This is a genomic window from Catellatospora chokoriensis (assembly GCF_011297315.1).
In the GTDB taxonomy this organism is placed as follows: Bacteria; Actinomycetota; Actinomycetes; order Mycobacteriales; family Micromonosporaceae; genus Catellatospora; species Catellatospora citrea.
Genome location: NZ_JAAOTI010000008.1, coordinates 59,491 through 81,540, shown reverse-complemented (window position 1 = coordinate 81,540; position 22,050 = coordinate 59,491). Strand labels below are relative to the sequence as shown.

At 70.2% G+C, this 22,050-nt stretch carries 20 protein-coding genes; 9 read left to right on the top strand and 11 right to left on the bottom strand.

The window, feature by feature from the left end; genetic code table 11:
- Window positions 1-159: 159 nt before the first annotated feature.
- Entirely contained in the window at window positions 160-1,140 is a 981-nt protein-coding gene (locus HAV39_RS13930; RefSeq protein ID WP_191839635.1) for an alpha/beta hydrolase, read from the bottom strand.
- Between the two features lie 368 nt (window positions 1,141-1,508).
- Here HAV39_RS13930 and HAV39_RS13925 point away from each other — a divergent pair, with 368 nt between their 5' ends.
- The 5 genes from HAV39_RS13925 to HAV39_RS43620 all read left to right on the top strand — a co-directional run bounded on the left by HAV39_RS13925 (window position 1,509) and on the right by HAV39_RS43620 (window position 5,179).
- The gene (locus HAV39_RS13925; protein WP_191839634.1) at window positions 1,509-1,763 is read left to right on the top strand and encodes an acyl carrier protein; all 255 of its coding nucleotides are present in this window, start codon (window positions 1,509-1,511) and stop codon (window positions 1,761-1,763) included.
- 36 nt (window positions 1,764-1,799) lie between these two features.
- Window positions 1,800-2,615 carry a hypothetical protein gene (locus HAV39_RS13920; protein ID WP_191839633.1) on the top strand — a complete coding sequence of 272 codons (816 nt, stop codon included), beginning with the start codon at window positions 1,800-1,802 and terminating at the stop codon, window positions 2,613-2,615.
- Window positions 2,608-3,798, top strand: a complete 1,191-nt coding sequence (locus tag HAV39_RS13915; RefSeq protein ID WP_191839632.1) for a beta-ketoacyl synthase N-terminal-like domain-containing protein — start codon at window positions 2,608-2,610, stop codon at window positions 3,796-3,798. Before HAV39_RS13920 ends, HAV39_RS13915 begins: the two co-directional genes overlap by 8 nt.
- The gene (locus HAV39_RS13910; RefSeq protein ID WP_203736276.1) at window positions 3,795-4,574 is read left to right on the top strand and encodes an enoyl-CoA hydratase/isomerase family protein; all 780 of its coding nucleotides are present in this window, start codon (window positions 3,795-3,797) and stop codon (window positions 4,572-4,574) included. The genes HAV39_RS13915 and HAV39_RS13910 overlap by 4 nt, the downstream gene beginning before the upstream one ends.
- 293 nt (window positions 4,575-4,867) lie before the next feature.
- A complete protein-coding gene (locus tag HAV39_RS43620; RefSeq protein ID WP_425321545.1) occupies window positions 4,868-5,179 on the top strand; it encodes a GNAT family N-acetyltransferase in 312 nt (103 codons plus the stop codon).
- An 8-nt stretch (window positions 5,180-5,187) separates the two neighbouring features.
- On the opposite strand, the gene HAV39_RS13900 is transcribed toward HAV39_RS43620, so the two are convergent.
- Window positions 5,188-6,069, bottom strand: coding sequence for a phosphotransferase enzyme family protein (locus HAV39_RS13900; protein WP_191839631.1), 882 nt, complete (start codon window positions 6,067-6,069; stop codon window positions 5,188-5,190).
- A 421-nt stretch (window positions 6,070-6,490) separates the two neighbouring features.
- On the opposite strand from HAV39_RS13900, the gene HAV39_RS13895 reads away from it, so the two are divergent.
- Complete coding sequence (locus HAV39_RS13895; protein WP_239120623.1) at window positions 6,491-7,003, top strand: HIT family protein; 513 nt, start codon at window positions 6,491-6,493, stop codon at window positions 7,001-7,003.
- An 81-nt stretch (window positions 7,004-7,084) separates the two neighbouring features.
- On the opposite strand, the gene HAV39_RS13890 is transcribed toward HAV39_RS13895, so the two are convergent.
- From HAV39_RS13890 to HAV39_RS13850, 9 genes are all read right to left on the bottom strand, one after another.
- The gene (locus HAV39_RS13890) at window positions 7,085-7,657 is read right to left on the bottom strand and encodes a TlpA family protein disulfide reductase (RefSeq protein ID WP_239120624.1); all 573 of its coding nucleotides are present in this window, start codon (window positions 7,655-7,657) and stop codon (window positions 7,085-7,087) included.
- 119 nt (window positions 7,658-7,776) lie between these two features.
- Window positions 7,777-9,705: a hypothetical protein gene (locus HAV39_RS13885; RefSeq protein ID WP_191839630.1), complete on the bottom strand. Its 1,929-nt coding sequence runs from the start codon at window positions 9,703-9,705 to the stop codon at window positions 7,777-7,779.
- A 199-nt stretch (window positions 9,706-9,904) separates the two neighbouring features.
- Window positions 9,905-10,084 (bottom strand): lysine biosynthesis protein LysW, encoded by a 180-nt coding sequence (locus tag HAV39_RS13880; RefSeq protein WP_120319601.1) that lies wholly within the window; start codon window positions 10,082-10,084, stop codon window positions 9,905-9,907.
- Complete coding sequence (locus HAV39_RS13875) at window positions 10,081-11,049, bottom strand: transketolase family protein (protein ID WP_191839629.1); 969 nt, start codon at window positions 11,047-11,049, stop codon at window positions 10,081-10,083. The genes HAV39_RS13880 and HAV39_RS13875 overlap by 4 nt, the downstream gene beginning before the upstream one ends.
- Window positions 11,046-11,888 carry a transketolase gene (locus HAV39_RS13870; RefSeq protein WP_191839628.1) on the bottom strand — a complete coding sequence of 281 codons (843 nt, stop codon included), beginning with the start codon at window positions 11,886-11,888 and terminating at the stop codon, window positions 11,046-11,048. The genes HAV39_RS13875 and HAV39_RS13870 overlap by 4 nt, the downstream gene beginning before the upstream one ends.
- Window positions 11,885-13,177, bottom strand: a complete 1,293-nt coding sequence (locus HAV39_RS13865) for a DegT/DnrJ/EryC1/StrS family aminotransferase (protein ID WP_191839627.1) — start codon at window positions 13,175-13,177, stop codon at window positions 11,885-11,887. Before HAV39_RS13865 ends, HAV39_RS13870 begins: the two co-directional genes overlap by 4 nt.
- A gap of 42 nt (window positions 13,178-13,219) precedes the next feature.
- Window positions 13,220-14,272, bottom strand: a complete 1,053-nt coding sequence (locus HAV39_RS13860; RefSeq protein ID WP_191839626.1) for a BtrH N-terminal domain-containing protein — start codon at window positions 14,270-14,272, stop codon at window positions 13,220-13,222.
- A complete protein-coding gene (locus HAV39_RS13855; RefSeq protein WP_203736279.1) occupies window positions 14,269-14,862 on the bottom strand; it encodes a hypothetical protein in 594 nt (197 codons plus the stop codon). The genes HAV39_RS13860 and HAV39_RS13855 overlap by 4 nt, the downstream gene beginning before the upstream one ends.
- 118 nt (window positions 14,863-14,980) lie before the next feature.
- Window positions 14,981-15,712, bottom strand: a complete 732-nt coding sequence (locus tag HAV39_RS13850; RefSeq protein WP_191839625.1) for a sulfotransferase-like domain-containing protein — start codon at window positions 15,710-15,712, stop codon at window positions 14,981-14,983.
- Window positions 15,713-16,005: 293 nt separating this feature from the next.
- Here HAV39_RS13850 and HAV39_RS13845 point away from each other — a divergent pair, with 293 nt between their 5' ends.
- From HAV39_RS13845 to HAV39_RS13835, 3 genes are read left to right on the top strand one after another with little or no spacing between them, the layout of a single operon-like run.
- Window positions 16,006-16,842 carry a RimK family alpha-L-glutamate ligase gene (locus tag HAV39_RS13845; RefSeq protein WP_244958808.1) on the top strand — a complete coding sequence of 279 codons (837 nt, stop codon included), beginning with the start codon at window positions 16,006-16,008 and terminating at the stop codon, window positions 16,840-16,842.
- A complete protein-coding gene (locus tag HAV39_RS13840) occupies window positions 16,839-17,942 on the top strand; it encodes a M20/M25/M40 family metallo-hydrolase (protein WP_191839623.1) in 1,104 nt (367 codons plus the stop codon). Before HAV39_RS13845 ends, HAV39_RS13840 begins: the two co-directional genes overlap by 4 nt.
- Window positions 17,939-22,042 carry a non-ribosomal peptide synthetase gene (locus tag HAV39_RS13835; RefSeq protein WP_203736280.1) on the top strand — a complete coding sequence of 1,368 codons (4,104 nt, stop codon included), beginning with the start codon at window positions 17,939-17,941 and terminating at the stop codon, window positions 22,040-22,042. The genes HAV39_RS13840 and HAV39_RS13835 overlap by 4 nt, the downstream gene beginning before the upstream one ends.
- Window positions 22,043-22,050 lie beyond the last annotated feature (8 nt).

Genomic DNA, 22,050 nt, shown 5'->3' with positions numbered 1-22,050 from the left:
CGTGGCGCAGACCCGCATGAAGATGGTGGTTGCTGACAGATGTGACGGTTGCCTGACCGTCAGGTGCGTGGCCGACCTGCGTACACCGACCGAGGTGGTGTCCGCGCACCCCTGCGGACTCTCGGTCGCAGGGGTGCGCGTGGTCCCGACGAACAGCCGTTACCTGAGCGCGCCAGACGCCGCGGCGACCGGTTCGAGCACGTCGTCCGACTCGAACCGCTCCTGCAGGAACTCGGCGATCAGCCGGAGCGCGTCCCGGCCGGTCTGCAGCTTCGCGGACACTGCCAGGAACCCGTGCGGCAGGCCCTCGTACTCGTGGTACACCGCCGGCACACCAGCACGCGCGAGCGCGTCAGCGTACAGCCTGCCCTCGTCGCGCACCGGGCACAGTTCACCGGTCATGATCAGTGCTGCGGGAAGTCGGCTGTGGTCTGCCGCGGACAGCGGCGAGGCGTACGGGGAGTCCCCGTCGGCCGGGTCGGCGAGGTAGAGACTCCAGAACCACTTGCTCGAGTAGGCGTTGAAGAACATCGGATCCTTGTGCTCGCGCATGGAGTCCGAATCCAGGTTGCTGTGCAGCGGCGGATAGACGAGCACCTGGGCGGACAGCGGCGGCCCGTCGTGGTCCCGCGCCCTCAGCGCCATCACCGCGGCCACGTTGCCGCCCGAGCTGTCTCCGGCGACGGCGATGCGTCGAGCGTCCGCACCGAGTTCGGCCGCGTGCTCCGCGGCCCACTTCAGGGCCGCGTAGGAGTCGTCGATGGCCGCCGGGAACGGGTTCTCGGGCGCGAGCCGGTAACCCACGGAGACCACCACGCACTGGGCGAAGCTGGACAGCGCGCGGCAGATCGAGTCCGACGTGGCCACCGAGCCGACGACGAAACCCCCGCCGTTGAAGTACATCAGCAACGGAAGCGGCTGGTCGCTCTGCGGGCGGTACACCCGGACCGGCACCTGGCCGGCCGGGCCGGCGAAGGTCAGGTCGAAGACCTCTTCCGGGTGCTCATGCCAATTCCAGCTTCCTGCCTCGGTCGCGGCGTCCGCGCGGCGGGCCTCTTCCACCGTCATCGTGTAGAGCGGCGTGAATCCGGTCGCCTCGCGGTAATTCCGGATCATCACGTAGGTCGGATCGAGCGACATCTGATCTCCTCACTTCTATTCGCCGGCAGCGGGACCAGCAGGTTCGAGAATGGGGAATGTGCGATCCCGCACGGCACATTCGAAACCGCCGGCTCCCCCGTACCCAAAGCCGAGTGCGGCCGGCATATGGACTCCGCAGCAGGTCATCAGCACCCGGTGACCAGAGGAAACGAGCCAGACCTGCCGCACCCAAAAGGACGATAAGGGCACGTCGATGTCATGCACGTCCGCGCTGTGATTGCTCGGAAAGACACATCGCACTGACCATTTCCGCACCCCGGGTAAACGTTCCGATTACTGCGCCGCAAAGCCTTCCGTGCCAGACTCGACGCAAGTTCAGATCACGTTCCCATTCCAAAGGAGAAGCGATGTCCGACGTTCTCGAGCAGAAGATTGACGGGATCCTCAAGGAGGTCGCCGAGCTGCCGGAGTCCTTCGAGATCTCCGGCGAGCAGAACCTCAGGTCCGACCTGGGAATCGACTCCCTGTCGATGATCGACCTGGTGATGCACGTGGAGAACAAGCTCGACATCAACATCGACGAGGAGTCCGTCGGCAGCTTCGCCACCGTCGCCGACCTGCAGCGTCACGTCCGCGAACTGGTCGCGCACCCGGTCTCGTAAGGTTCCCTGCCCATCTCTGAAGCAACGGAGCGCCCCGTGTTCGAGTTCAGTCTCCGCCAGGTCGCGCTATGCGGACAGCAACCATGGGAGGTGCCAGGCGAGCTGGCCGAGCCCCCATCGGATCTGGCCGCGGTCATCGGAACCAACGGTGATCAGTTCCGCGACTCCTTCACCCGCCTGTGCCTGTACCTGGCCCGCACCTACGACGACGCGCCGCAGACGCGCACCGACGACACCGTGGTGATCGGCACCGAGTACGGCAACACCGAAGCACTGACCCGGCTGCAGCTCGGCGCGCTGGCCGACGGCAAGATGCTGTCCGCCAAGCACTTCCCGAACGCCACATCGAGCTCAGCCTCCGCATTCGTCAACATCGGCATCGGCGCCACCGGCAGGAACCTGACGCTCAACGCGGGTCTGCTCACCCCGGTGATCGCGATCTGGCAGGCGCTGTACGCGCTCGCCGCCGACCGCTCGTCGACCAGCAAGGTGCTCGTCGGCGACGTCTACTCTGCCGAAGCCCTGCTCGACGCCAAGCGCGAAGCCAACGGTCTGCGGTGCCGGTCGGGGTTGACGCACGCGACGTTCGTCAAGGGCCGCGAGTTCCGCGCCGAGTTCGACTTCACCGCCGACCACGACGCGGTCGTGGCGCTCGGCGCACAGATCGGATCAGACTGGTCGATCGACCGCAACGGCGCCTTCGTCACCGCCGAGTTCCTCGACGTGATCCAGAAGTTGGACGTGGGCGAGCAGTCCGTGCTCACCTGCCGCGGCCCGCTCGCGCGCCGCGGTGCGCTGACCGTCACCAGGCAAAACTTCGACACAGTTGGCAACGGAGGTCTCGGTGAGTAGGTCAGCACGAATCTTCGTCACCGGCCTGGGAATCATCTCCCCGGCCGGTGCCGGCACCGCCCCGTTCTGGGACGACCTGTGCGCGGCACGACACCGGTTCACCGAACTGAGCCCGCTGTACGCGGGCATGAAGGAGGGCGCGCTCGGCGGCCGGGTGCCGCAGGAGGCCCGCGACGTCGCGCTCGCGCAGGTGAGCGAGCAGACACGCGCGCGGCCGCGGTCCGCCTCGCTGTTCGCCGAATACGCGGCTCTGGAAGCACTGCGCGACGCGGGCCTGGAACGCGGCGACGACACGGTGCGCAACGCCGTCGTGTGCATCGGCAGCAGCGACGGACAGGCCGACGCGCTCGAGGACGTCGCCGGCGGCCGCAGGGACATCTCGGAGACGGGCGGCTTCTCCAGCTTCTCGATCACCGAAGGCGTCGCGGCGACCGTCGGCGCCCGGGGGCCGGCATTCACCACGCAGAGCACCTGCGCCTCGGCCAACGTCGCCGTGTCCTGTGCGATCGAGATGCTGCGCAGCGGTGTCGCCGACACCGCCGTCGTCGGCGGCTGCGATCCGTACTCGGAGAAGAACATCATCGGGTTCAGTTCGCTGCAGGCGATCGGCGCGTCGCGGTGCCTGCCGTTCTCGGTCAACCGACGTTACGTGACGCCGTCCGAGGGCGCCGGCATCCTGGTGCTGCAGACCGAGGACACGCTGCGTCCCGGGCAGCAGCCGTATGCCGAGATCCTCTCGACCGCGATCAACAACGACGCCGGCCACCCCACGGCCCCGGACCGCGGCGGCGTCGAGGCGTGCCATCACCGCGCGCTCGCCGAGGCCGGGATCACCGCAGCCGACGTCGACGTGATCTTCGCGCACGGCACCGGCAGCCGGGCCAACGACACGGTCGAGGGCGGCATCTTCACCGAGATCTACCCGCGCGCGGCCGTGACGGCGATCAAGGGCACGGTCGGGCACCTGATGGGCGCGGCCGGCGCGGCCGGCGCGGTGGCGTCCTGCCTGACGCTGAAGCATCGGCTGGTGCCGCCGACCGCTGTGGACCGCGCCGAGGTCGACGGTGCGCTGAACCTGGTCACCGGTGCCCCACTGGCGATGCCGCACCTGCGGTACGTGCAGAACAACGCGTTCGGCTTCGGCGGCAACAACGCGATCAGCATCTTCCGGAACGTGGCGTGAATGCGCCGCTCCGGCTGACCCACGACGGCCCGCTGGCCGTCCTCACCATGGACAGCCCACCGCTGAACCTGTTCGACCCGGCGATGTGGGACGCGTGGGAAGCCGAGGTCGCGCGGCTGTCGGCTGATCCGCCCCGGGCGCTGCTGGTCAGAGCCGAGGGCCGCGTGGTCAGCGCGGGTGTCGACGTCCAGGTGTTCGCCGACACCGACCCGGCCGATGCCGAGTCGTTCTGGGCACGGCAGCTGCGGATCACCCAGGCGCTGGAGGCGCTGCCGTGCCCGACGGTGTTCGCCGCGCATTCGCTGACGCTGACCGCCGCGTTCGAGCTCGCGCTCGCCTGTGACCTGATCGTCGCGGCGGCGTCGGCCAGGTTCGGGTTGGTCGAACGCAAGGTCGCCTTCACCCCGTCCATGGGCGGCACCCAGCGGCTCGCCGAGCGGGCCGGGCCGGCACGCGCACGCGAGCTCGTGATGACCGGCGCGCAGTATCGCGCATCGACGCTGGCCGAGTGGGGTGTCGTCAACGCATTGTTCGAGCCTGCCGACTTCCGCGAGGCCGTGTTGGCCTACGCGATGCGGCTGGCCACCGGGCCGAGCGTGGCGCACGCGGCGACCAAGCGGATCGTGCGCGCGTACCTCGACGGCGGGGTGTCGGCTGCCGACGCGGTGCTCCCCCGGGCCGCGGCCGAACTCGTACGCACCGAAGATCATCGGGCTGCGGTCGCGGCGTTCCTCTCCGACGGGCCGGAGCACCGCACGACCTACCTCGGGCGATAGCGCGCGGCTTCCCCTGCACAGCAAGGGAAGCCGCGCATTTCGCCTGGGCCAAAGTGCGAGAAATGCGCATGCCGGGCCACGAACGCTGAGCTACGGCGCGTGGGTGCAGGCGGACGAGACCCGACGGCCCGGCGACCCTGGCCTACTGCGACAAGCGCAGCTTCCGACCGACCGATCCCGGCGTCCTGGGCGTCACCCCTGCGGATCACACTGATCTCGCCACCCTCCTCGCCTCGGTTCCACCGGATGACGCCGACGAGTGCGGGCTCGCCGAAATCACCTCGCCCGCGTACGTGGTGCGCAGCGGGTCACACGTCGTGGCGGCGGCCGGCTACCGGCGCTGGCCGGGTCAGGCGGCCCATATGTGCGTGCTCACCGCTCCGCCACACCGTGGGCGCGGGCTTGCCCGCATCGTCGGGGGCGCCGCAGTGGCTGACGCCTTGGCCAACGATCTCCTGCCCCAGTGGCGGGCTCGCCCCGAACCGTCGCGTCGGGTAGCACGAGCGCTCGGATTCCACGAACTCGGCACCCAGCTGAGCGTCCGGATCACGGAACCGAGCGCTCGTCGACCAACCAGGTCAGGCGGTGCCGCGTGCGACTTCTGATGCACGCCTTAGTCCGCAAGGAACTCCCGCGCTGCGAGAATGCCCATCTCATTCCCTCGCACATCCTCGATGCCAGTCATATCGCGGGTCGCGATGCGCCCCGCGAAGTAGTCGGCCTGAACTGCCCACCTGAACCGGTGGAATACGTCCAGTCCTCGCTCGATCTCGTCCTCGCCGAGGGCACCGGTCCGTACGTATGCCGCGAGCAGAGACTGGGCCGCTACCTTCCCGCCCACGTACATGACTGCCGAGGCGAGGTCGTAAAGCAGCGGACCGGACATGGCCACCGCCCAGTCGATCAATCCAACATCACCGGTCGCGGGATCGACGAGGAACGCCTCAGGTGCCGGGTCGGTGTGCAACATGCCCCATGTGAGCGACGGCGGGTCGAGCGCGTCGAGCATCGCCAGGGCCTTCGTGATACCGGGCTTCACCCAACCCGGGGCATGATCGAGGTGCGCGGCGTTCGGATCGACCCAATGAAACTGCTCTGCGCCAGCCACGCGAATGTCCCGGACTGCCACGTGCACGCGCCCGAGAGTCTCCCCGATGGCACGTAGACCGCTCTCGTCATCGGGCGGCTCGGCGCCCGGCACGTGCTGTAGGAGCGCCACCGGCCCATCGGCGGTCTCGGCCGCCAGCCGCCCGGAGGTCGTGAGGATCGGCGCACCCGCCGGGATACCAGCACGTTGGACGTGCGAGGCCACAGTGAGTCCGCCGACGAACTTGTCGCGGTTCCAGCCGGGCGTGTGCTTGGCGACGTCGCGACGGCCGTCGTGGTCGACCCACCAGGTCGCGGAGTTCATACCACCGTTGTGCACCTCGACGCGGACGTCCACGAGGCCCCAATGGTCGGCGAGCAGGCCGGACAACCTGTCGGAATCGATCATCCGGCGAGTCAATCACAGGCCTGCCCGGGCGGCGACCGATTAATCTGCTTCCATATCCGCACCCGATACGCGACGCGGTGACAGCAGCGTGGCGGCTTCCCGCTGAGGCTGTTACCGCCGACTCAGGCCCAACCGAGTCACCGATCCGAAAGCCGGTGAACGTATCCGGTCACGGCACTGGCGCGATTTCGCGAACCCGTAGGCCCACTCAACGAAGCGCTGCACCTGCGGGTCGCTCTCGTCGAGTTCGCGGATCGCGCTGCCGAGCCCGGGCGTCAGCCTGAGATCGGCGAGCAGGACCACGCGGAGCAGTCGCGGGCGATCGTGCCGGCGCTCGGCCTCGACCAGCCTTCCCAGGCTCCAGGGGTGGCTCTGACCGCCCAGGTCGGCAAGTTGCTCTCGGGGACGCTACCGTGCGGGCATGGTCATGACCGGTCAACCGCGGCTGGACTGCTTGATCTGCGACAAGCATCGGCGCGACGGGCCCTTGGTCGGGCCGACCGTCTGGGAGGACGAGCACTTGGTGATCTCCCACCGCCCTGCGGGGGAAGACGGCACAACCGTACTCGGCTACCTGTACGTGGAGAGCCGCCGCCACGTGCCCTACCTCGCCGACCTCACGGACACCGAGGCTGAAGCGATTGGTCGTGCGGTTCGACGAGCAGCGCTGGGGTTGCGGACGGAGTTGGCGGCGGACTTCGTATTCTCCGCGATCGCCGGTATGAGTCACGCGCACTTCCATCAACATGTGTTCGTCCGCCATACCGGCACACCAGCCGAGTACGGCTGGATGTCCGGCGATCAATGGCACGGTGCGCCCCGCGGCACAACAGAGGCGGTGGTGGGACTGTGCAGCAGACTACGGCCCTACCTCGACGACGGCTCGGCACCTTCAACATCGCCGAGATCAACGAATGGCCCTGGCCGCTCATGAGACGCCCTGGTCCGGCAGCGGCATGTAGTGCTTACCTGCCGGTAGCAGCCGCTGCCCCATTCCGCGGCGAAGTCCTCCCCATCAGCCGGCCCGCTCGGTGGCGATCTCGCGCACGATCGGGCCCAGCTCGGCGGCGCTGGTCGCCTTGCGCAGCACGGCGGCGACCCGGCCCTGCCGGTCGATGATCAGCGTGGCAGGGATGGAGACGGGGGGCATGTCGGTGAAGCGCAGCGACAGCCGACCGCCCGGGTCGAAGATGCTCGGGTACGAGTTGCGGACGGCCACGAACGCCTTGGCCGTGTCCCGGCCGTCACGGGTGTTGATGCCCAGGAAGATGACCCCGCTCGCAGCGGTGTCCCTGGCGACCTGCTCCAGGTCGCCGGCCTCCAGCCGGCAGGGCGGACACGAACTCGCCCAGAAGTTCACCACCACCACGCTGCCCCGCTTGGCCGCCATGTCGTACAAGCCGCCCTCGAGCAGCTCGCCGGAGACCGCGGGGGCCGCCTTGCGCTCGGCGACCGGGAAGCGCAGCACGTCGCCCACGGCGGGCGGCTTCTCGCCGTCACCGCAGGCAGCCAGCGCGGTCGTGGCCAGCCCCGCCACGGCTAGCGCCAGCACGGAACGGCGGCGGTGAGGTCGTGAGCGTGACGTCACGGACCCATCATGCCTCTCGCCCGACACCGGTCCGAAGTGGGCCGCCGACGCGCAGCAACGGGTGGTGAGGCGGGCCGCAGTCCGGTCCGCCTCGCCACCCGGCGCCTACCTGCTGCTTGTCAGGCGCCCTGAGCAGTGGCGGGCATGACGCCGAAGTTGCGGCGAGCGATCGTCACGGCGAGGTCCTGCACGGCGTAGGCGGTCATGTAGTAGTTGTGCGGCGGGATCTCGGCGTCCGTGGTCAGCGCGAACTCGGCCTGGCCGGTGCCGTCCGACCCGATGCGGACCTTCTGCAGTTCGGGTGTGATCGTGCATCCGGCGCGCCCGTAGCTGGCGAAGAACAGCCCGAGGCGCAGGATGCCGGGCCGTGCTTCGCGCACCGCCACCCGCACCTGGACCGTGGCCCCGGCCGGGGCCTGCTCGTCGGTGTAGATGAGCAGGGACGGTGAGTCGTTCAGGCGGAATGCGACGTCACCGCAGCGGGTGCAGATGACGCCTTCGGTGTCGAGTGCGGTGGGCACGAGGGCACGGCGCACGTAGCGCTCCGCGGGTCGCCCGCACTGGCAGCGCACGTGGGCGATGGTGGAGAAGTCGAGGCGTCCGCGGTCGCCGAAGTGGGCGTAGCAGTTGCTGAGCTCGTTGTCGGGATCCTTGACGAACTGCGTGGCGATGGCCATGTCCACCGACTGCAGGTCGTCCATGAGGCTGCGAATGGTCTTGGCCCGGTCCTGGTTGACCGCCAGGTCGCGCTTGGAGACCTGGTTCTCGACCTTGGCGGCGAGCTTGTCCAGACGGGGGCGCAGCGGGTTGTTGGCCGACAGCAGGCCGCCGGCCAGGTAGGCGGTGAGGCGGGCGGAGGTGGTGAGCAGCAGCGGCTCCGGCGTGAGAGCCGGCGGCTCCGGCGCGACGCCCGGGTCGTCGCCGATGCCGAAGTGGACGTATGCGGGGAACGGCTCCGCGCTGCGGATGCTGGAGTTGAGGGCGGTGACCGACGAGGCGTGCGCGAGGGCGGCTTCGGCCCAGGCGACGTTCTCCGCGCGGCCGGAGTCGTGGACCGTGATCGCGCCGACGATGTCCTTGGCGGTGCCGTCGATCGCGTTGAGCACCAGCTGGTACTTGGGGTCGTAGGCGGCCGCGTCGGCGAACGGGCTGTTGTTGCAGGAACTCAGCACGATCTCGGCGGCGCGGATCTCCCGCAGCTGGATCAGTTTGTCGTCGGGCTTGTAGCAGTGGGACGTGAAGGCGCACAGCGGAGCGACCAGGGCCTCGTTGCGTTCGACGGCGTCATTGCGGCCGCAGATGGTGAACTCGGCCAGGTTGAGCGAGTCGTCGCGCCCGTGCCCCTGCAGGAACAGGCGCCGCCAGCGGGTGCCGAGCAGCTCGGACTTGACGTCGGCGGTCTCCACGCCGCGCTCGTCGCGCAGCTGGATGCCGCCGTCGCGGGTGAGCCCCCGGTCGACGGCGGTGTAGAGGCCGAGTTCGCGTACGTCCGAGGCTGTGTGCACGTACTGCTTCGCGGTGAACCAGGCGAGCGACGCGGCGTCGCGGCCGGTGAGGAACGTCAGGCGTACGTTCGGCCGGTGCGCGGTGGCGCGCACCAGGGGCCAGATGAGATCCGCTGTGAAGTGCTCGTAGAGCCCGGCGATCAGCACGGTGTATTCCTCGCCCTGGCCGGTGTCGCGCCCGCTGTGCTCCTGCGCGTCGAGCTTGTCGAGCAGTGCGGCCTCGACCTCCGTCTCGTCGAGCCAGGTGCGTGCCAGCGGCGTCAGGAGTGCGCCGAGTCCGGCGGGGAGCGTGTCGGGCTTCAGCACGACGCCGTACGTGCGGGCGACCGGTCGGCTGACGTTTGCGTAGATGGCGGCGGCACGTTCGACGGAGGCCGCGAGGTCGGCCCGTCCGCCGGTCCACACCGGCACGGTCGCGGACGACGATGCGGTGAGGAACTCGTCGACGGCCGATGCGTAGGAGGCTGCGTCGTCCAGGACGGAGAACGGCGAGGGCATCATGGTTGCCGTCCCAGCGCCGGGAGAATGGAACTCGGACTGCATGAGATACGACTCCTTCACAGGGATGTACAGGGTTCTTGGCAAATAGCTGAATCGTTGAAGGGTCGCCTCCCGTACCCGGGATGAGCGCCCGGTGGATCCTTCGAGATCGTCGACGGATCTCCACCGGGCGTCCTCCTCGCCCTACCGCTGGGCCTGCGGTGGCAGACGCAGGGTAGGGAGGTCAGGTGGCGGCGGAGGGTTACTCGCCCCAGTCCTCCTCGATCTCGGGTGCGAGGGCGAGGACCGTCGGGTTCAGTGCCACGATCTCCAGTTCGCTGCGGCAGTCGCCGCATTCCAGAATCTCGCTGAGCCGGACCGAATCGGCGACGTTCACCGGCCCCTCGCACTCCGGGCAGGCCTGCACGGTCATCGTTGTCATGAGTGGTATTCCTTCCAATCGGTCTTGCCGGATCGGGCCGCGGTGTCGAGGGCGGTGCGGACCGCCCTCACGACCCGTTCGGCGGTGAGGTCGTAATGCGCGACGAGGTGTTCCTGGTTGCCCACCTCGTCGACGAACTTGTCGGGTACGCCCAGTCGCAGTACCCGGGTGGGTTGTGCCTCGGCCAGTGCTTCGGCGACCGCGCCGCCGAGGCCGCCGGCGCGCCAGTGTTCTTCGAGGGTGATCACGAGCGTGGCCGGGCGGGCGGCGGCGATCAGCGTCTCGGTGTCGAACGGTCGCAGCGTGTGCATGTTCAGCACGGTCGCCTCGATGCCCTGTTCGGCGAGGGTTTCCGCCGCGGCGACGCAGGCGAGCACCGGGTAGGGGCCGCAGCCCACGAGCACCACGTCGCCGCCGGTGCGCAGCGTCTGCGCTTTTCCGATGACCGGTGGCGGGGCCGCGGGGATCGGCGGGGTCGGTTTGCGGCCGAGCCGGACGTAGAGCGGTCCGGGCAGGGTCACGCTCTGCTCGACGAACGCCTCCGTGGCGGCGGCGTCGGCGGGCACCACGACGGTCATCCCGGGCAGTACCCGCATCACGGCGAGGTCTTCCAGTGCCTGGTGCGTCGGGCCGAGGTGGCCCGCGGCCAGGCCGCCGTGGGTGGCCATGATGCGGACCGGCAGCCGGTTGTACGCGATGTCGATCTTGATGGCTTCCAGTGCCCGGGACGCGGCGAATGCGGCCATCGTGTTGACGAACGGGACCCGCCCGCACGCCGCCATCCCGGCGGCGACGCCCATCAGGTTCTGCTCGGCGATGCCGAGGTTGAGGTACTGGTCACCGGCCGCCGCCGCGTGATCGGCGCTGAACAGGCCGGTGTCGGAGTCCAGGCACATCAGCTCGGGGTGCCGTCCCAGCAGTGCGAGCACGCTGTCGCGGTATGCCTCCCGGGTCGCGCGGCTCATCCGAGGGCCTCCGCGACCCGCAACGCGCTGATCGCGCGCGCGTGGTTGCGCGGCGACAGCGTCACATAGTGGCTGGAGGCGCGTCCGGCCAGGAAGGGCAGCCCCTGGCCCTTGACCGTACGGGCGATCAGCACGCTGGGCTTGCCCGGCTCCCACGCGGCGGCGTCGAGCAGGTCGGCCAGCAGCTCCGGGTCGTGCCCGTCCACCTCGCGCACCGCCCAGCCGAAGCTGCGCCAGCGCTCGGCCAGCGGTTCCATCGGCGCGATGGCGTCGGTGGGGCCGGTCAGCTGCAGTCCGTTGCGGTCCACCACGGCGACCAGCCGGTCCAGGCGCAGCGACGCGGCCGCGATGGCCGCCTCCCATACGGAGCCTTCCTGCAGCTCGCCGTCGCCCAGCAGCACGAAGGTGCGGGAGGCGCGTCCGGCGTAACGGTTGGCCAGCGCGAACCCGCAGCCCAGTGCCAGGCCGTGGCCGAGCGACCCGGTCGGCAGCTCCACCCCGGGCACCGCGCGCACCGGGTGGCCCATCAGCCTGCTGCCGGCCCGCCCGAATCCGGCGAGTTCCTCGACCGGGAAGAAGCCCCGCTCGGCCAGGGTCGCGTAGAGCGCGACCGCGGCATGGCCCTTGCTGAGCAGGAAACGGTCGCGGTCGGGGTCGTCGGGCCAGTGCGTGTCCACGTCGAGCACCGAGAAGTACAGGGCGGTGAGCACGTCGACGCAGGACAGCGCACCGCCCAGGTGGCCGCCTTCGGGCCCCGCGCACATGTCGACGACGTGCGAGCGGATGCGGGCGGCGACGTCGGTCAGGGTGTCGCACTCCAGGAGCTGGGTGATGGTCATGACGCCGCCTTCGCCAGCGTCGCGACCATGTCGCTGTTGGCCCACACCTTCTCGAAGGCGTCGGCGTACAGGTCGAGCAGCTCGCCGGCCCCCGGGTTCAGGTGACGCTTCTGGATGGTCAGGGAGTCGGCGATGACCGCCCGCGTCACCGGGTAGCCCTCGCCGGCGACCGTTCCGGGCGCGCCGGTCACCGACCAGGGGTAGCCCGAGCCGAAGCCGAGACGGTCGACGAACACCTTCTGGTCGGGCAGCGGCATGAGCTGGTACTGCGACATCGGCACGCCCTCGGCGCGCAGCAGCCGTCGCAGCGTCGAGCGCAGGGCTTCGGGGCGCACCCCGGCCAGGCCGAACGCGGCGGGGTCGAACCGGAACCGCAGGATGTGCCAGACGTGGGTGGTGTCCGGCAGCGCGGTCGGCACCCGCAGGCCGGGCAGCTTCGCCAGCCGGGCGAGGAACCGGGTGACGTTGTGCTGGCGCGCGCGCTCGTACTCGTCGAACCGGGCGAGCTGGGCGGTGGTGAACGCGGCCTGCAGGCCGTTCATCTTGTGGTTCCAGCCCAGGCCGTAGGAGATGTAGTCGCGGTCGCGGCCGCTCTCGATGACCTCGCCGAACTGCCGGCCGCGGCGCATGGCCGCAGCCAGCTCGGCGTCACCGGTCACCAGCAGGCCGCCTTCGCCGCAGGTGGGGATGTTCTTGCTGACCTGGAGGCTGAACGCGCCCGCGGTGCCGATGCCGCCGACCGGCCGGCCGCGGTGGGTCGCCCCGGGAGCCTGTGCCGCGTCCTCGATGACCGGGATGCCGTGCCGGGCCGCGATCGCGGTGATCCGGTCCATGTCGGCGGGCGCCCCGTGCAGGTGCACGGGGATGATCGCCGCGGTCTTGTCGGTGATGCGGCGCTCGATGTCGTCGGGGTCGATGTTGAAGGTGACCGGGTCGATGTCGGCGAACACGGGTACGGCCATCTGGTGCACCGGGGCGAGCCCGGTGGCGATGAAGCTGAGCGCGGGCACGATCACCTCGTCGCCCGGTCCGACGCCGAGGGCCGCCAACGCCAGGGACAGGGCCGCGGTGCCGTTGGACACCGCGACGCAGTGCCCGAAGCCGAAGTGGTCGGCCCAGCTGTTCTCCAGCACGGCCACGGGGTTGACCCCGTCCGTGTCGGACACCAGGGCGCCGTCGAGGGCGTCCATGACGGCCTTGCGGTCGTCGTCCTCGACGCGCGGCCACTCCACACGGCGCATCTCCCTCGGCACGACCGCCGTACCGCCGAATGCTGCCAGCTTGCTCATCAGTCTCCCTTTCACAAGTTCACGGTGGTCGGACGGCGAGGGTCACAGGCGCGCCGCGGTCGTGCCGACGGCGTCGACAGCGCGCGCGTACTTGCCGCGCAGCACCGTGGCGTGGTGCGCGATGTCGGCTGCCGCGGCGCGGGGGTCTTCGAGCCCGTGGGCGCCGGTGAACCGCAGTCCGGTCCACGCGTGCGCGACGGCCTCCACCGCCCGCCCGGCTCCGGCCAGTGCCGGATCGTTCCACTGCCGGCCGCACCTGCGCAGCAGCTCACCGTGCAGTGAGGCCTGCGCCTGCATGCCCCAGCCGAACGGGTACAGCTCGCGCAGCGCGTCGGCGTCGCCGGCCTTGCAGCGATCCACGAGTTCCGTGGCGAACGCGTCGAATCCGGCCAGTCCGGTGCGGGTGGAGCTCGCCGTCGTGAAGGCCTCGACGTCGGTACGCAGGTAGCTGCCGAGCAGTTCGGGGGTCAGCGGTGCGGGCGGGGCGTCCAGGCGGACGTCGAGGCAGCGTCTGCCGATCTGCGAGTCGCTGAAGAACGCGTCCTGGACGTCGCTCGGGTTCGCCGAGCCCCAGCTGCGCAGGAACTCCTCGATCGGGACGGCGCCGCGGAACGCCGGTGGCATCGCGTCGGAGACGTAGACCACCCCTCGGGTCTCGTCCAGGCCGTAGACCACGACGAGATGTGCGGCGTGCACGTCGCCGTACGCGGGCCGGAACGGCAGGTGGAAGTTGTCCACGGCGGCGATGACCAGCCGGTCGTCGGCCAGTGTCTCGCGGACCTCGCGCCAGACGTCGTTCTCGTCGGCGGGCTGCCACCAGCGCGAATGCAGCTGGTGGTGCGGCGCCAGGGCGGCGCCGAGGTCGATCTGGCCGGACTCGTCGGCAGGGCACGGGTAGTAGAACTCTTCGGACCTGACGTCGCCGGGCAGGTGCAGGAACCGCCAGCCGGCCCCGAGCACGGACAGCGGGTCGACGCCCGCCCGTGCCAGCACCGTGCCGAACGTGGCCTGCAGGCAGCTGACGAGGTCGCGGTACCACCACTCGGGCTCCGGGCCCACGATCATGTAGGTCCGTGCCGTGACGCCGGCGGTCATGACAGCTGTCCGTGACGCTGGAGGGTGACCGCGAAGACGTGCAGCGCGACGTTGCGGGGCATGAGGATGCCGGTCAGGTCGGCGCGCCGGGTGACGGGCACCCGCTGGGCCCACATCATCGCGGGAACGCCGCGTTGAATGTGGTGCGGGTAGTGCATGACCAGGCTCTCGAACGCTTTGACTTCGCCGAACCACGCCGGCGCCGCCCAGAAGTCCGAGATCCGCAGTGGCTCGGCGTCGACCGAACCGTCGGCGAAGCTGAGCTCGATGGTGTCCTCGCAGCGGCGTTCGGAGGCCGCCAGGACGTGGATCCAGTCGTAGCGGCCCGGCGTGACGCCGATGAACTGCCCGGCCGCGCGGATGTTGTCCGGCCCGTCGCAGACCGGTGGGAACTCGAAGGGAACACCGTCCACGTGTACGAGGCTCCCGCCCGCGGGCAGATATTCAGCCGCGAATGAGTTCCCCCATACATTGAACGCCCCTGCTTTGGTCTCCGTCGCCGCAGAGATGGCCGTGTTGTTGCGATGGCCAGATATGTCGACCGGATCGCACAGCCCTGCTTTGACGGAGGACATCGCAATGCCCGTCACGTGAAACACCTCATCTGTAATCCGTCCTACATTTCGAACTTAGCCCGGCGAAAACAGCTTTTCGTCAGCGCTGTGTTTATCTTGGCCATGCATATGTCGCCGACGCGCGCGCGGCGGCTCACGGCCGGATCGCGGCGGCGCGCAGCTTCTCGTAGTAGGGCAGGTGGTAGTCGCAGTAGGCCCGCAGCACCGGGTCCGCGGCCACCGCTTCGGCTCCGGCACCCGTGTCGCGCCGGAAGCCGGCGGTCTGGCTGGTGGACGCGTGCCACCTGCTGGTCGTCTGCCATTCCGGCCGCATGCCCGGCTCCCAGCTCAGCGCGTCCACCAGGAACGGGATGCCCACCGCGGAGCAGTACGCCCGCACGGTCTCGGCCGGCCGGTCCAGCAGGTCGTCGGAGTCGATCACGACTGGCGTGGTGCCGGTGGCGGCCTGCACGGCCGCGAATATCTCGTACAGCCAGGCGAAGCCGATCTCGTCGCGGCCCAGGTTCGGGTTGAGCTTGTGGTGCGAGGCGATGGCCTCGGCCGGGTGGCGAATGATGAACGTGTGTGTCGCGGCCGCGAGGAAGCCCTCGTCGGCCAGCAGGGCCGGGTAGTGGAAGTCCGTGGTGTCCTTGAAGAACACCGGCTTTTCCGCGGCGGTGGCGCGCAGTGCCGCGAGCACGTCGGACTCGCTGCGCGCGACCCGGTCGCCGACCTTCACCTCGCCGAAGTCGACGACCAGGGAGAACGGCTCGTGCACGACGGTGCGGTCGCCTCGTTCGGCCATCATCCGCGCGAACGCGGTGGACCGTGAACGAGGCGCGCTCCAGAGCGCGAGCACCGGTATCTGCTCCTGCGAGTTTCCCACGATCTCCTCCTTCTCCTCGGCGTGAGGAGAACCATTGCGGAAGCTATTCGAATCCCGTCCAGGGTGGCACGGCGGTCGCCGACTCGGGGTAATCGGAACTGGTGACCGCAGCGGCGGGAAGTAAACGCGGTGCGTCCCCGTAATTGAATTTGCCGAGGACGCACAGGCCGCTTCGAGCGTCGTAGTTTCGCCTCCTACGCATGACAGCGGTGATGCCGCCGGTCAGTCAGTGGCTATAGAACGGAGTTCGCGTGTCAGCGACACCACAGCGGCCAGGCGAGGGCAGGATTGCGGTGCTCGCCAGCAGGGTCGGCGCAGATGAGAAGCGGCTGTTCGACGCCTTCGACCGACGTGGTGTCGCCTTCGAACACGTCGACACCCGCCGGCAGTGGTTCCCGGCAGGGCAGCGTGACCTGCCCTGGGATCTCGCCCTGAACCGGGAGATCGGCCAGGTCCGGGCGGCGTACGCGGCCCGCTGCCTGAGCGCGGCGAGGGTCGAGGTGCTCAACAGCGCCGAGGCCACCGAGGTGTGCGGCGACAAGTGGCTCACCACCCTGGCCCTGGAAGCGGCCGGGATCCCGACTCCGCGCACCGCACTGGGCCTCACGCCGCAGGCCACGCTGGACGCGCTGGACTCCATCGGCTACCCCGCGGTGATCAAGCCGCTGGTCGGTTCCTGGGGTCGGCTGGTGGCGCATCTGCCCGATCGCACCGCCGCGCAGGGCGTCCTGGAGTACGTCGCGGCGCTGCCCAGCCCGCAGTCGCACGTCGGGTACGTGCAGGAGCTGATCGACAAACCCGACCGCGACATCCGGGTCATCGTCGTCGGTGGGCAGGTGCTGGGCGCCGTCTACCGGACCGGTGAGGCCGTGCGCACCAATGTGGCGCTCGGCGGGCAGACCCGCCCGTGCGAGGTGACCCCGGAGATCAACAAGTATGCGGTCGACGCGGCCGCCGCCGTCGGCGCGGACATCGCCGGTGTCGACCTGATCGAGGACCGCGACGGCCGGCTGCTGGTGCTGGAGGTCAACCACCGGGTCGAGTTCACCGGGTTCCAAGCCGCGCTCGCCGCGAAAGTGGACGTCGCGGACCACATCGTCGACTTTCTCATGGAACGGGCACGGCGATGAACTGGCGATTCACGGCCTCCGGCAGCGTCACCGAGACGTACGCCATCGGGCTGCTGCGCAACATGCTGGAGATCCCCTCCGCCTCCTACCACGAAGGCGACCTGGCCGACTACCTGGTCGACGCGATGACGGACCTGGGTTTCCAGGCGCACATCGACGAGGTCGGCAACGTCATCGGTGTGCTCGAACGCGGTGACGGCCCGACGGTGATGCTGCTGGGACACATGGACACCGTCTCGGGTGTGCTCCCGGTCCGCCCCATCGACGGCCGGCTCTACGGCCGCGGCGCCGTCGATGCGAAGGGACCGCTCGCGGCGATGATCTGCGCCGCGGCCGGTGCGGTGGACTTCCGCGGCAGGATCGTGGTGATCGGTGTCGTCGAGGAGGAGACTCCCCGCTCCCGCGGCGCGATGGCCATCCGGGCCAACCACGAGCGCCCGGATGCGCTGATCATCGGCGAACCGAGCGGGTGGTCGAGCGTGGTCCTCGGCTACAAGGGCAAGCTCGACCTGCGCTACACCGTCAGGTGCCCGGCCACCCATCCGAGCAACCCCGAACCGAAGGCGTCCGAACTGGCCGTCGCCTGCTGGACCGCGCTGGTCGAGCTGCTCGGACCGGACGCCGGCCACGGCGTGTTCGACCAGCCGGGCGCCACTCTCTGCCAGCTCAACGCCGACCTGACCACGGCCACGGTGGAGCTCAGCGTGCGCATCCCGCCGGGATTCGACGTCGAGGCCCTGGTACGTGCGCTGCGCGACCGGCTGCCGTCCGGCCGTCTGGAAGTGCTGAACTCGGTGGCGGCCTGCCGGGTGGGCCGTGCCGACCCGGTGGTGCGCGCGGTGGCGTCGGGCATCCGGCGGCTGCACGCACAGCCTCGCCTGGTGGTGAAGACGGCCACCTCGGACATGAACACCCTCGCCGAGGTCTGGGACATCCCGATGGCCACCTACGGGCCCGGTGACAGCAGCCTCGATCACTCCGACGACGAGCACATCATGCTGTCGGACTACAAGCGCGGCATCGACGTGCTGACGATCGCCATCTCAGAGCTGGCACACCTGCCCGTCCACTCGGGCCACCCGAAGGGAGTCGGCAGGTGAGCGAGCTGAGCCAGCGCCTGGCCGCGCTGCCCGAGCCGCGCCGCACGCAGTTCCTCGCCCGCCTGCGGCAACAGGCAGAGATCGCGGCCGGGCGGGGTCCCACCCCGCGCCGGGACACCGGCCCGGTGCCGCTGTCACCACAGCAGCAGACCCTGCGGTTCCTCGACCGCCAGGCCCCCGACGGCGCCGTGCCCGGCGAGCCGCTGTGCCTGCGCCTGCGCGGCGACCTCGACGTCGACGCGCTGCGTTCGGCGCTGACCGCGGCCGTGGCCAGGCACGACGCGCTACGCACAGCGATCGTGTCGCGCGCCGACGACCTCATGCAGGTGGTCGCCGCCGAGGTCCCGGTCGAACTGCCGCTGCTCGAGGTGCAAGGCGAGGACCACGACCTGCGGCTGACCGCCGCTCGGACGCTGGCCGAGCAGCTGGCCCGGACACCGTTCGACCTGAGCAGGGCACCGACCTGGCGTGCGGCGCTGATCAAGGTGGCGTCGGACGACCACCTGTTCCTGCTCGACGTGCCGAGCCTGGTGTGCGACCCCCGGTCCCAGCTCGTGCTGGCCGGTGACCTGGCCGAGTTCTACCGGTCCTCGGTCGACGGCGGCGACCTGCGGCTGCCCGAACCTGTGGTGCAGTACCCGGACTACACGCTGTGGCAGCGCGACCGGCTCGACAGCCGCGAGCTGGACGAGCAGACCGCCTACTGGCGAGCCACCCTGGCCGGCGTCGAGGTGCTGGAGTTCCCGACCGACCGTCCGCGTGGTGACACCCTGACCGGCACTGGTGCGCGGGCCGGTTTCACACTCGCGCACGACGGCCTGGACCAGGCACGCAAACTGGCCCGGGAAGAGGGTGTGAGCTCCCACGACGTGCTGCTCGCGGCGTTCTTCGCCCTGCTGCACCGCTACTCGGGGATCGCCGACCTGGTCATCGGCTCGCCGGAGGCGGGCCGCCGGCACGAGTCCCTGTCTGCGGCCGTCGGGCGGTTCATCGACCTGCAGGCGCTGCGCGTCGACGTGAGCGGCGATCCGACGTTTCGTGAGCTGATCGGCCGGGTCGCGCGCGTGTCGGGCGAGGCGTCGGCGCACAGCGGCCTGCCGTTCGGCAAGCTGGTCGACGCGGTCGACCCGGCCCACGACCCGGCCCGCGCACCGATCTTCCAGATCGTGTTCGACGTCCGCGAGGCGGAACCCACGACCGTTCTGCCCGGCATCGTCACGTCCCGAGAGCCGGTCGCCTCCGGTGCCTGCCGGTTCGACATGAGCTGGCAGCTGACGGAGCAGGTCGCTCCCGGCGACGACGCGCCTTTGGACATCGCGTTCAACACCGACCTGTTCGACGTCGACAGCATCGCCAGGTTCGCCCGCCACTACGACGGGCTGCTGCGGACCCTGACCGCCGCACCGGACGCCGCGCTGTCGGCGGCGCAGATGCTGAGCGCGGCGGACACGCAGTTTCTCGCCGAGGTCGCCAAGGGGCCGACACGCCCGATCCGCGAGACGACCATCGTCGAACAGTTCGAGGCCCGCGCCCACGAACGTCCGGACGGCGTCGCGGTCGTCGTCGGCGGCGTCGAGACCAGCTACGGCGAGCTCAACGCCCGGGCGAACCGGCTCGCCGCGCTGCTGCGCGAGCGCGGCGTCGCACCGGGCGCGCGGGTCGGGCTGTGCCTGCGCCGGAACCTGGACCTGACGACCGCGATCCTCGCGGTCCTCAAGACCGGTGCCGCCTACGTGCCGCTGGACACGTCGAGTCCGTCGGCCCGGGTCGCGGAGATCGCCGCCGACGCGGGGCTGTGCGCGGTAATCGCGCACACCGCGGCCGGCAACGCCGTGACCGAGGTCGCCGTGCCCGTCGTGACGCTCGACGACGTCGGCGAGGAACTGGCCGCGATGGCCGGGCACAATCCGCCGCCGGCGGCCGGGCCCGGCGACGTCGCGTACGTCATCTACACCTCCGGCAGCACCGGCAAGCCCAAGGGGGTGCTGCTCGAGCACCGCGGCGTGGTCGCTTTCACCGACAACACGCGGGAACTGTTCGACCTGACGCCCGCCGACCGGGTGCTCGGCTTCGCCTCGGCGACCTTCGACGTGTCGGTGTTCGAGACGTTCTCCGCGCTGCTGACCGGGGCGCGGCTGTACATGGCGACCGAGGACGAGCGCCTGTCGATCGACCGGCTCCAGTCGCTGATGGAGCGGTCCGCGATCACGGTCATCGACCTGCCGCCGACCGTGATGCCGCTGCTGGCGCCCGAAAGGTTCACCGACCTGCGGATCGCGTTCGTCGGCGGTGAGGCGTTCAGCGGTGAGCTGGTCAACCGGTGGAACCCGGGCCGGCGGCTGTTCAACGGCTACGGGCCGACCGAGTGCACGGTGACGATGATCGTGGAGGAGTGCGCGGGCACCTGGGACACCTCGCCGCCGATCGGCCTGCCGATGGCCAACCATGTGGCGCATGTGCTGGACCGCGACCTGCGCCAGGTGCCGATCGGTGTGCCGGGCGAACTGGTCATCGGCGGGGCCGGGTTGGCGCGCGGCTACTTCAACCGCGACGTGCTGACCGCGGAGAAGTTCGTCGCCGACCCGTTCGGCACCGCCGTGGGCGGGCGCCTGTACCGGACCGGGGATCTGGTCAAGCGGCTGCCGGACGGGCGGCTGGTGTTCCTCGGCCGGCTCGACCAGCAGGTCAAGATCCGCGGCCTGCGGATCGAGCTGGGCGAGGTCGAGTCGGCGTTGACCCGATTCGACGGCATCGGGCCGGTCAGCGTGCGGGCCTGGACCGACGACGCCGGTGACAAGCACCTGGTCGGCTACCTGACCGGCGTCTCGCAGGAGCAGGTGGCCGCGGTGCGCGAGCATCTGCGCACGCTGCTGCCCTCGTACATGATCCCGTCGTATTTCGTGGTCCTGGCCGAGTTGCCGCTCAACAGCAGCGGCAAGGTCGACGCGCGCCGGCTGCCCGCACCCGACCTGGCCGATGCCGGTGCCGGCCCGACCGACCAGCCGCGTACCGCGACCGAGAAGGTGCTCCTGCACGACGTGCTCGCCCCGCTGCTGCGCAACAGCCGGCTCGGCGTGCACGACGACTTCTTCCTGGCCGGGGGCAACAGCCTGCAGGCCGTACAGCTGATGTCGGCGATCAACCGCAGGTTCCGGGTGGAGATCACCCTCGGCGACTTCTTCGTCTCCCCCACCGTCGCGCACCTGGCCGCGACCATCGACACCGCCCGCGCCACCCAGCGTGGCGACGACGATCCGTTCGACGCGCTGCAGCACCTGTCGAGTCCGGCGGCGGTCCGCGCTGCCGTGAAGCAGGACGGCCGGGCGGCGGTGGTGATGCACGCGGCCGGCTCGGCGCAGGTGATCCTGCTGCACCCGTCGGGCGGTGAACTGTTCTGCTACGTGCCGGTGATCAGGGCGCTGCGCGCAGACGTCAGCGTGGTCGGTTTCGCCGCCGACCCGGCCGACACCGCCGTGGATCCGCAGGACGCGATGGTGAGCACCGCCGCCCGGATCGTGGCGACGCTGATCGCCGGCGGCCTGCCGGAATCGTTCTGCCTGGCCGGATGGTCCTATGGCGGCGTGCTCGCCTTCGAGGTCGCCAGGCAGCTCGAAGCCCTGACCGGACGACGGCCGCCGCTGGTGCTGCTGGACGCCGACTACGACGAGGACCCCGACCCGCTCGACGAGCCGACGACGCGGCAGCGTTTCGTGCACGACGTCGCCAGGCTCGCCGGGCGTGACGGCCCGGCGGCACGCGCGGTGCTGGACGACCCGGCCGCGGGCCGGACCGACGTCGGGCAGACGCTGCAACGACTCGGCGTCGAACTGGGGCTCAGCGGGCAGGAGCTGACCTCGCGCTACGACACCTTCCGGGCCTGCGCCCTGTCGATGCAGGCCTACCGCCCCCAGGGCCCGTACGGCGGGCCGGTCACCGTGCTGGCCGCCGCCTCGTCGCACACCGCCCTGGCGCAGACGTGGCAGCGCGTGTGCACCGGCCTGTTCCGAGCCGAAAGCGTGCCCGGCGACCACTACACCCTGTTCACCGAACCGGCGCTGAGCCGGGTCGTCGCGGCGATCGAAGATGCGCTCGCCTCTTGAGGAGACCT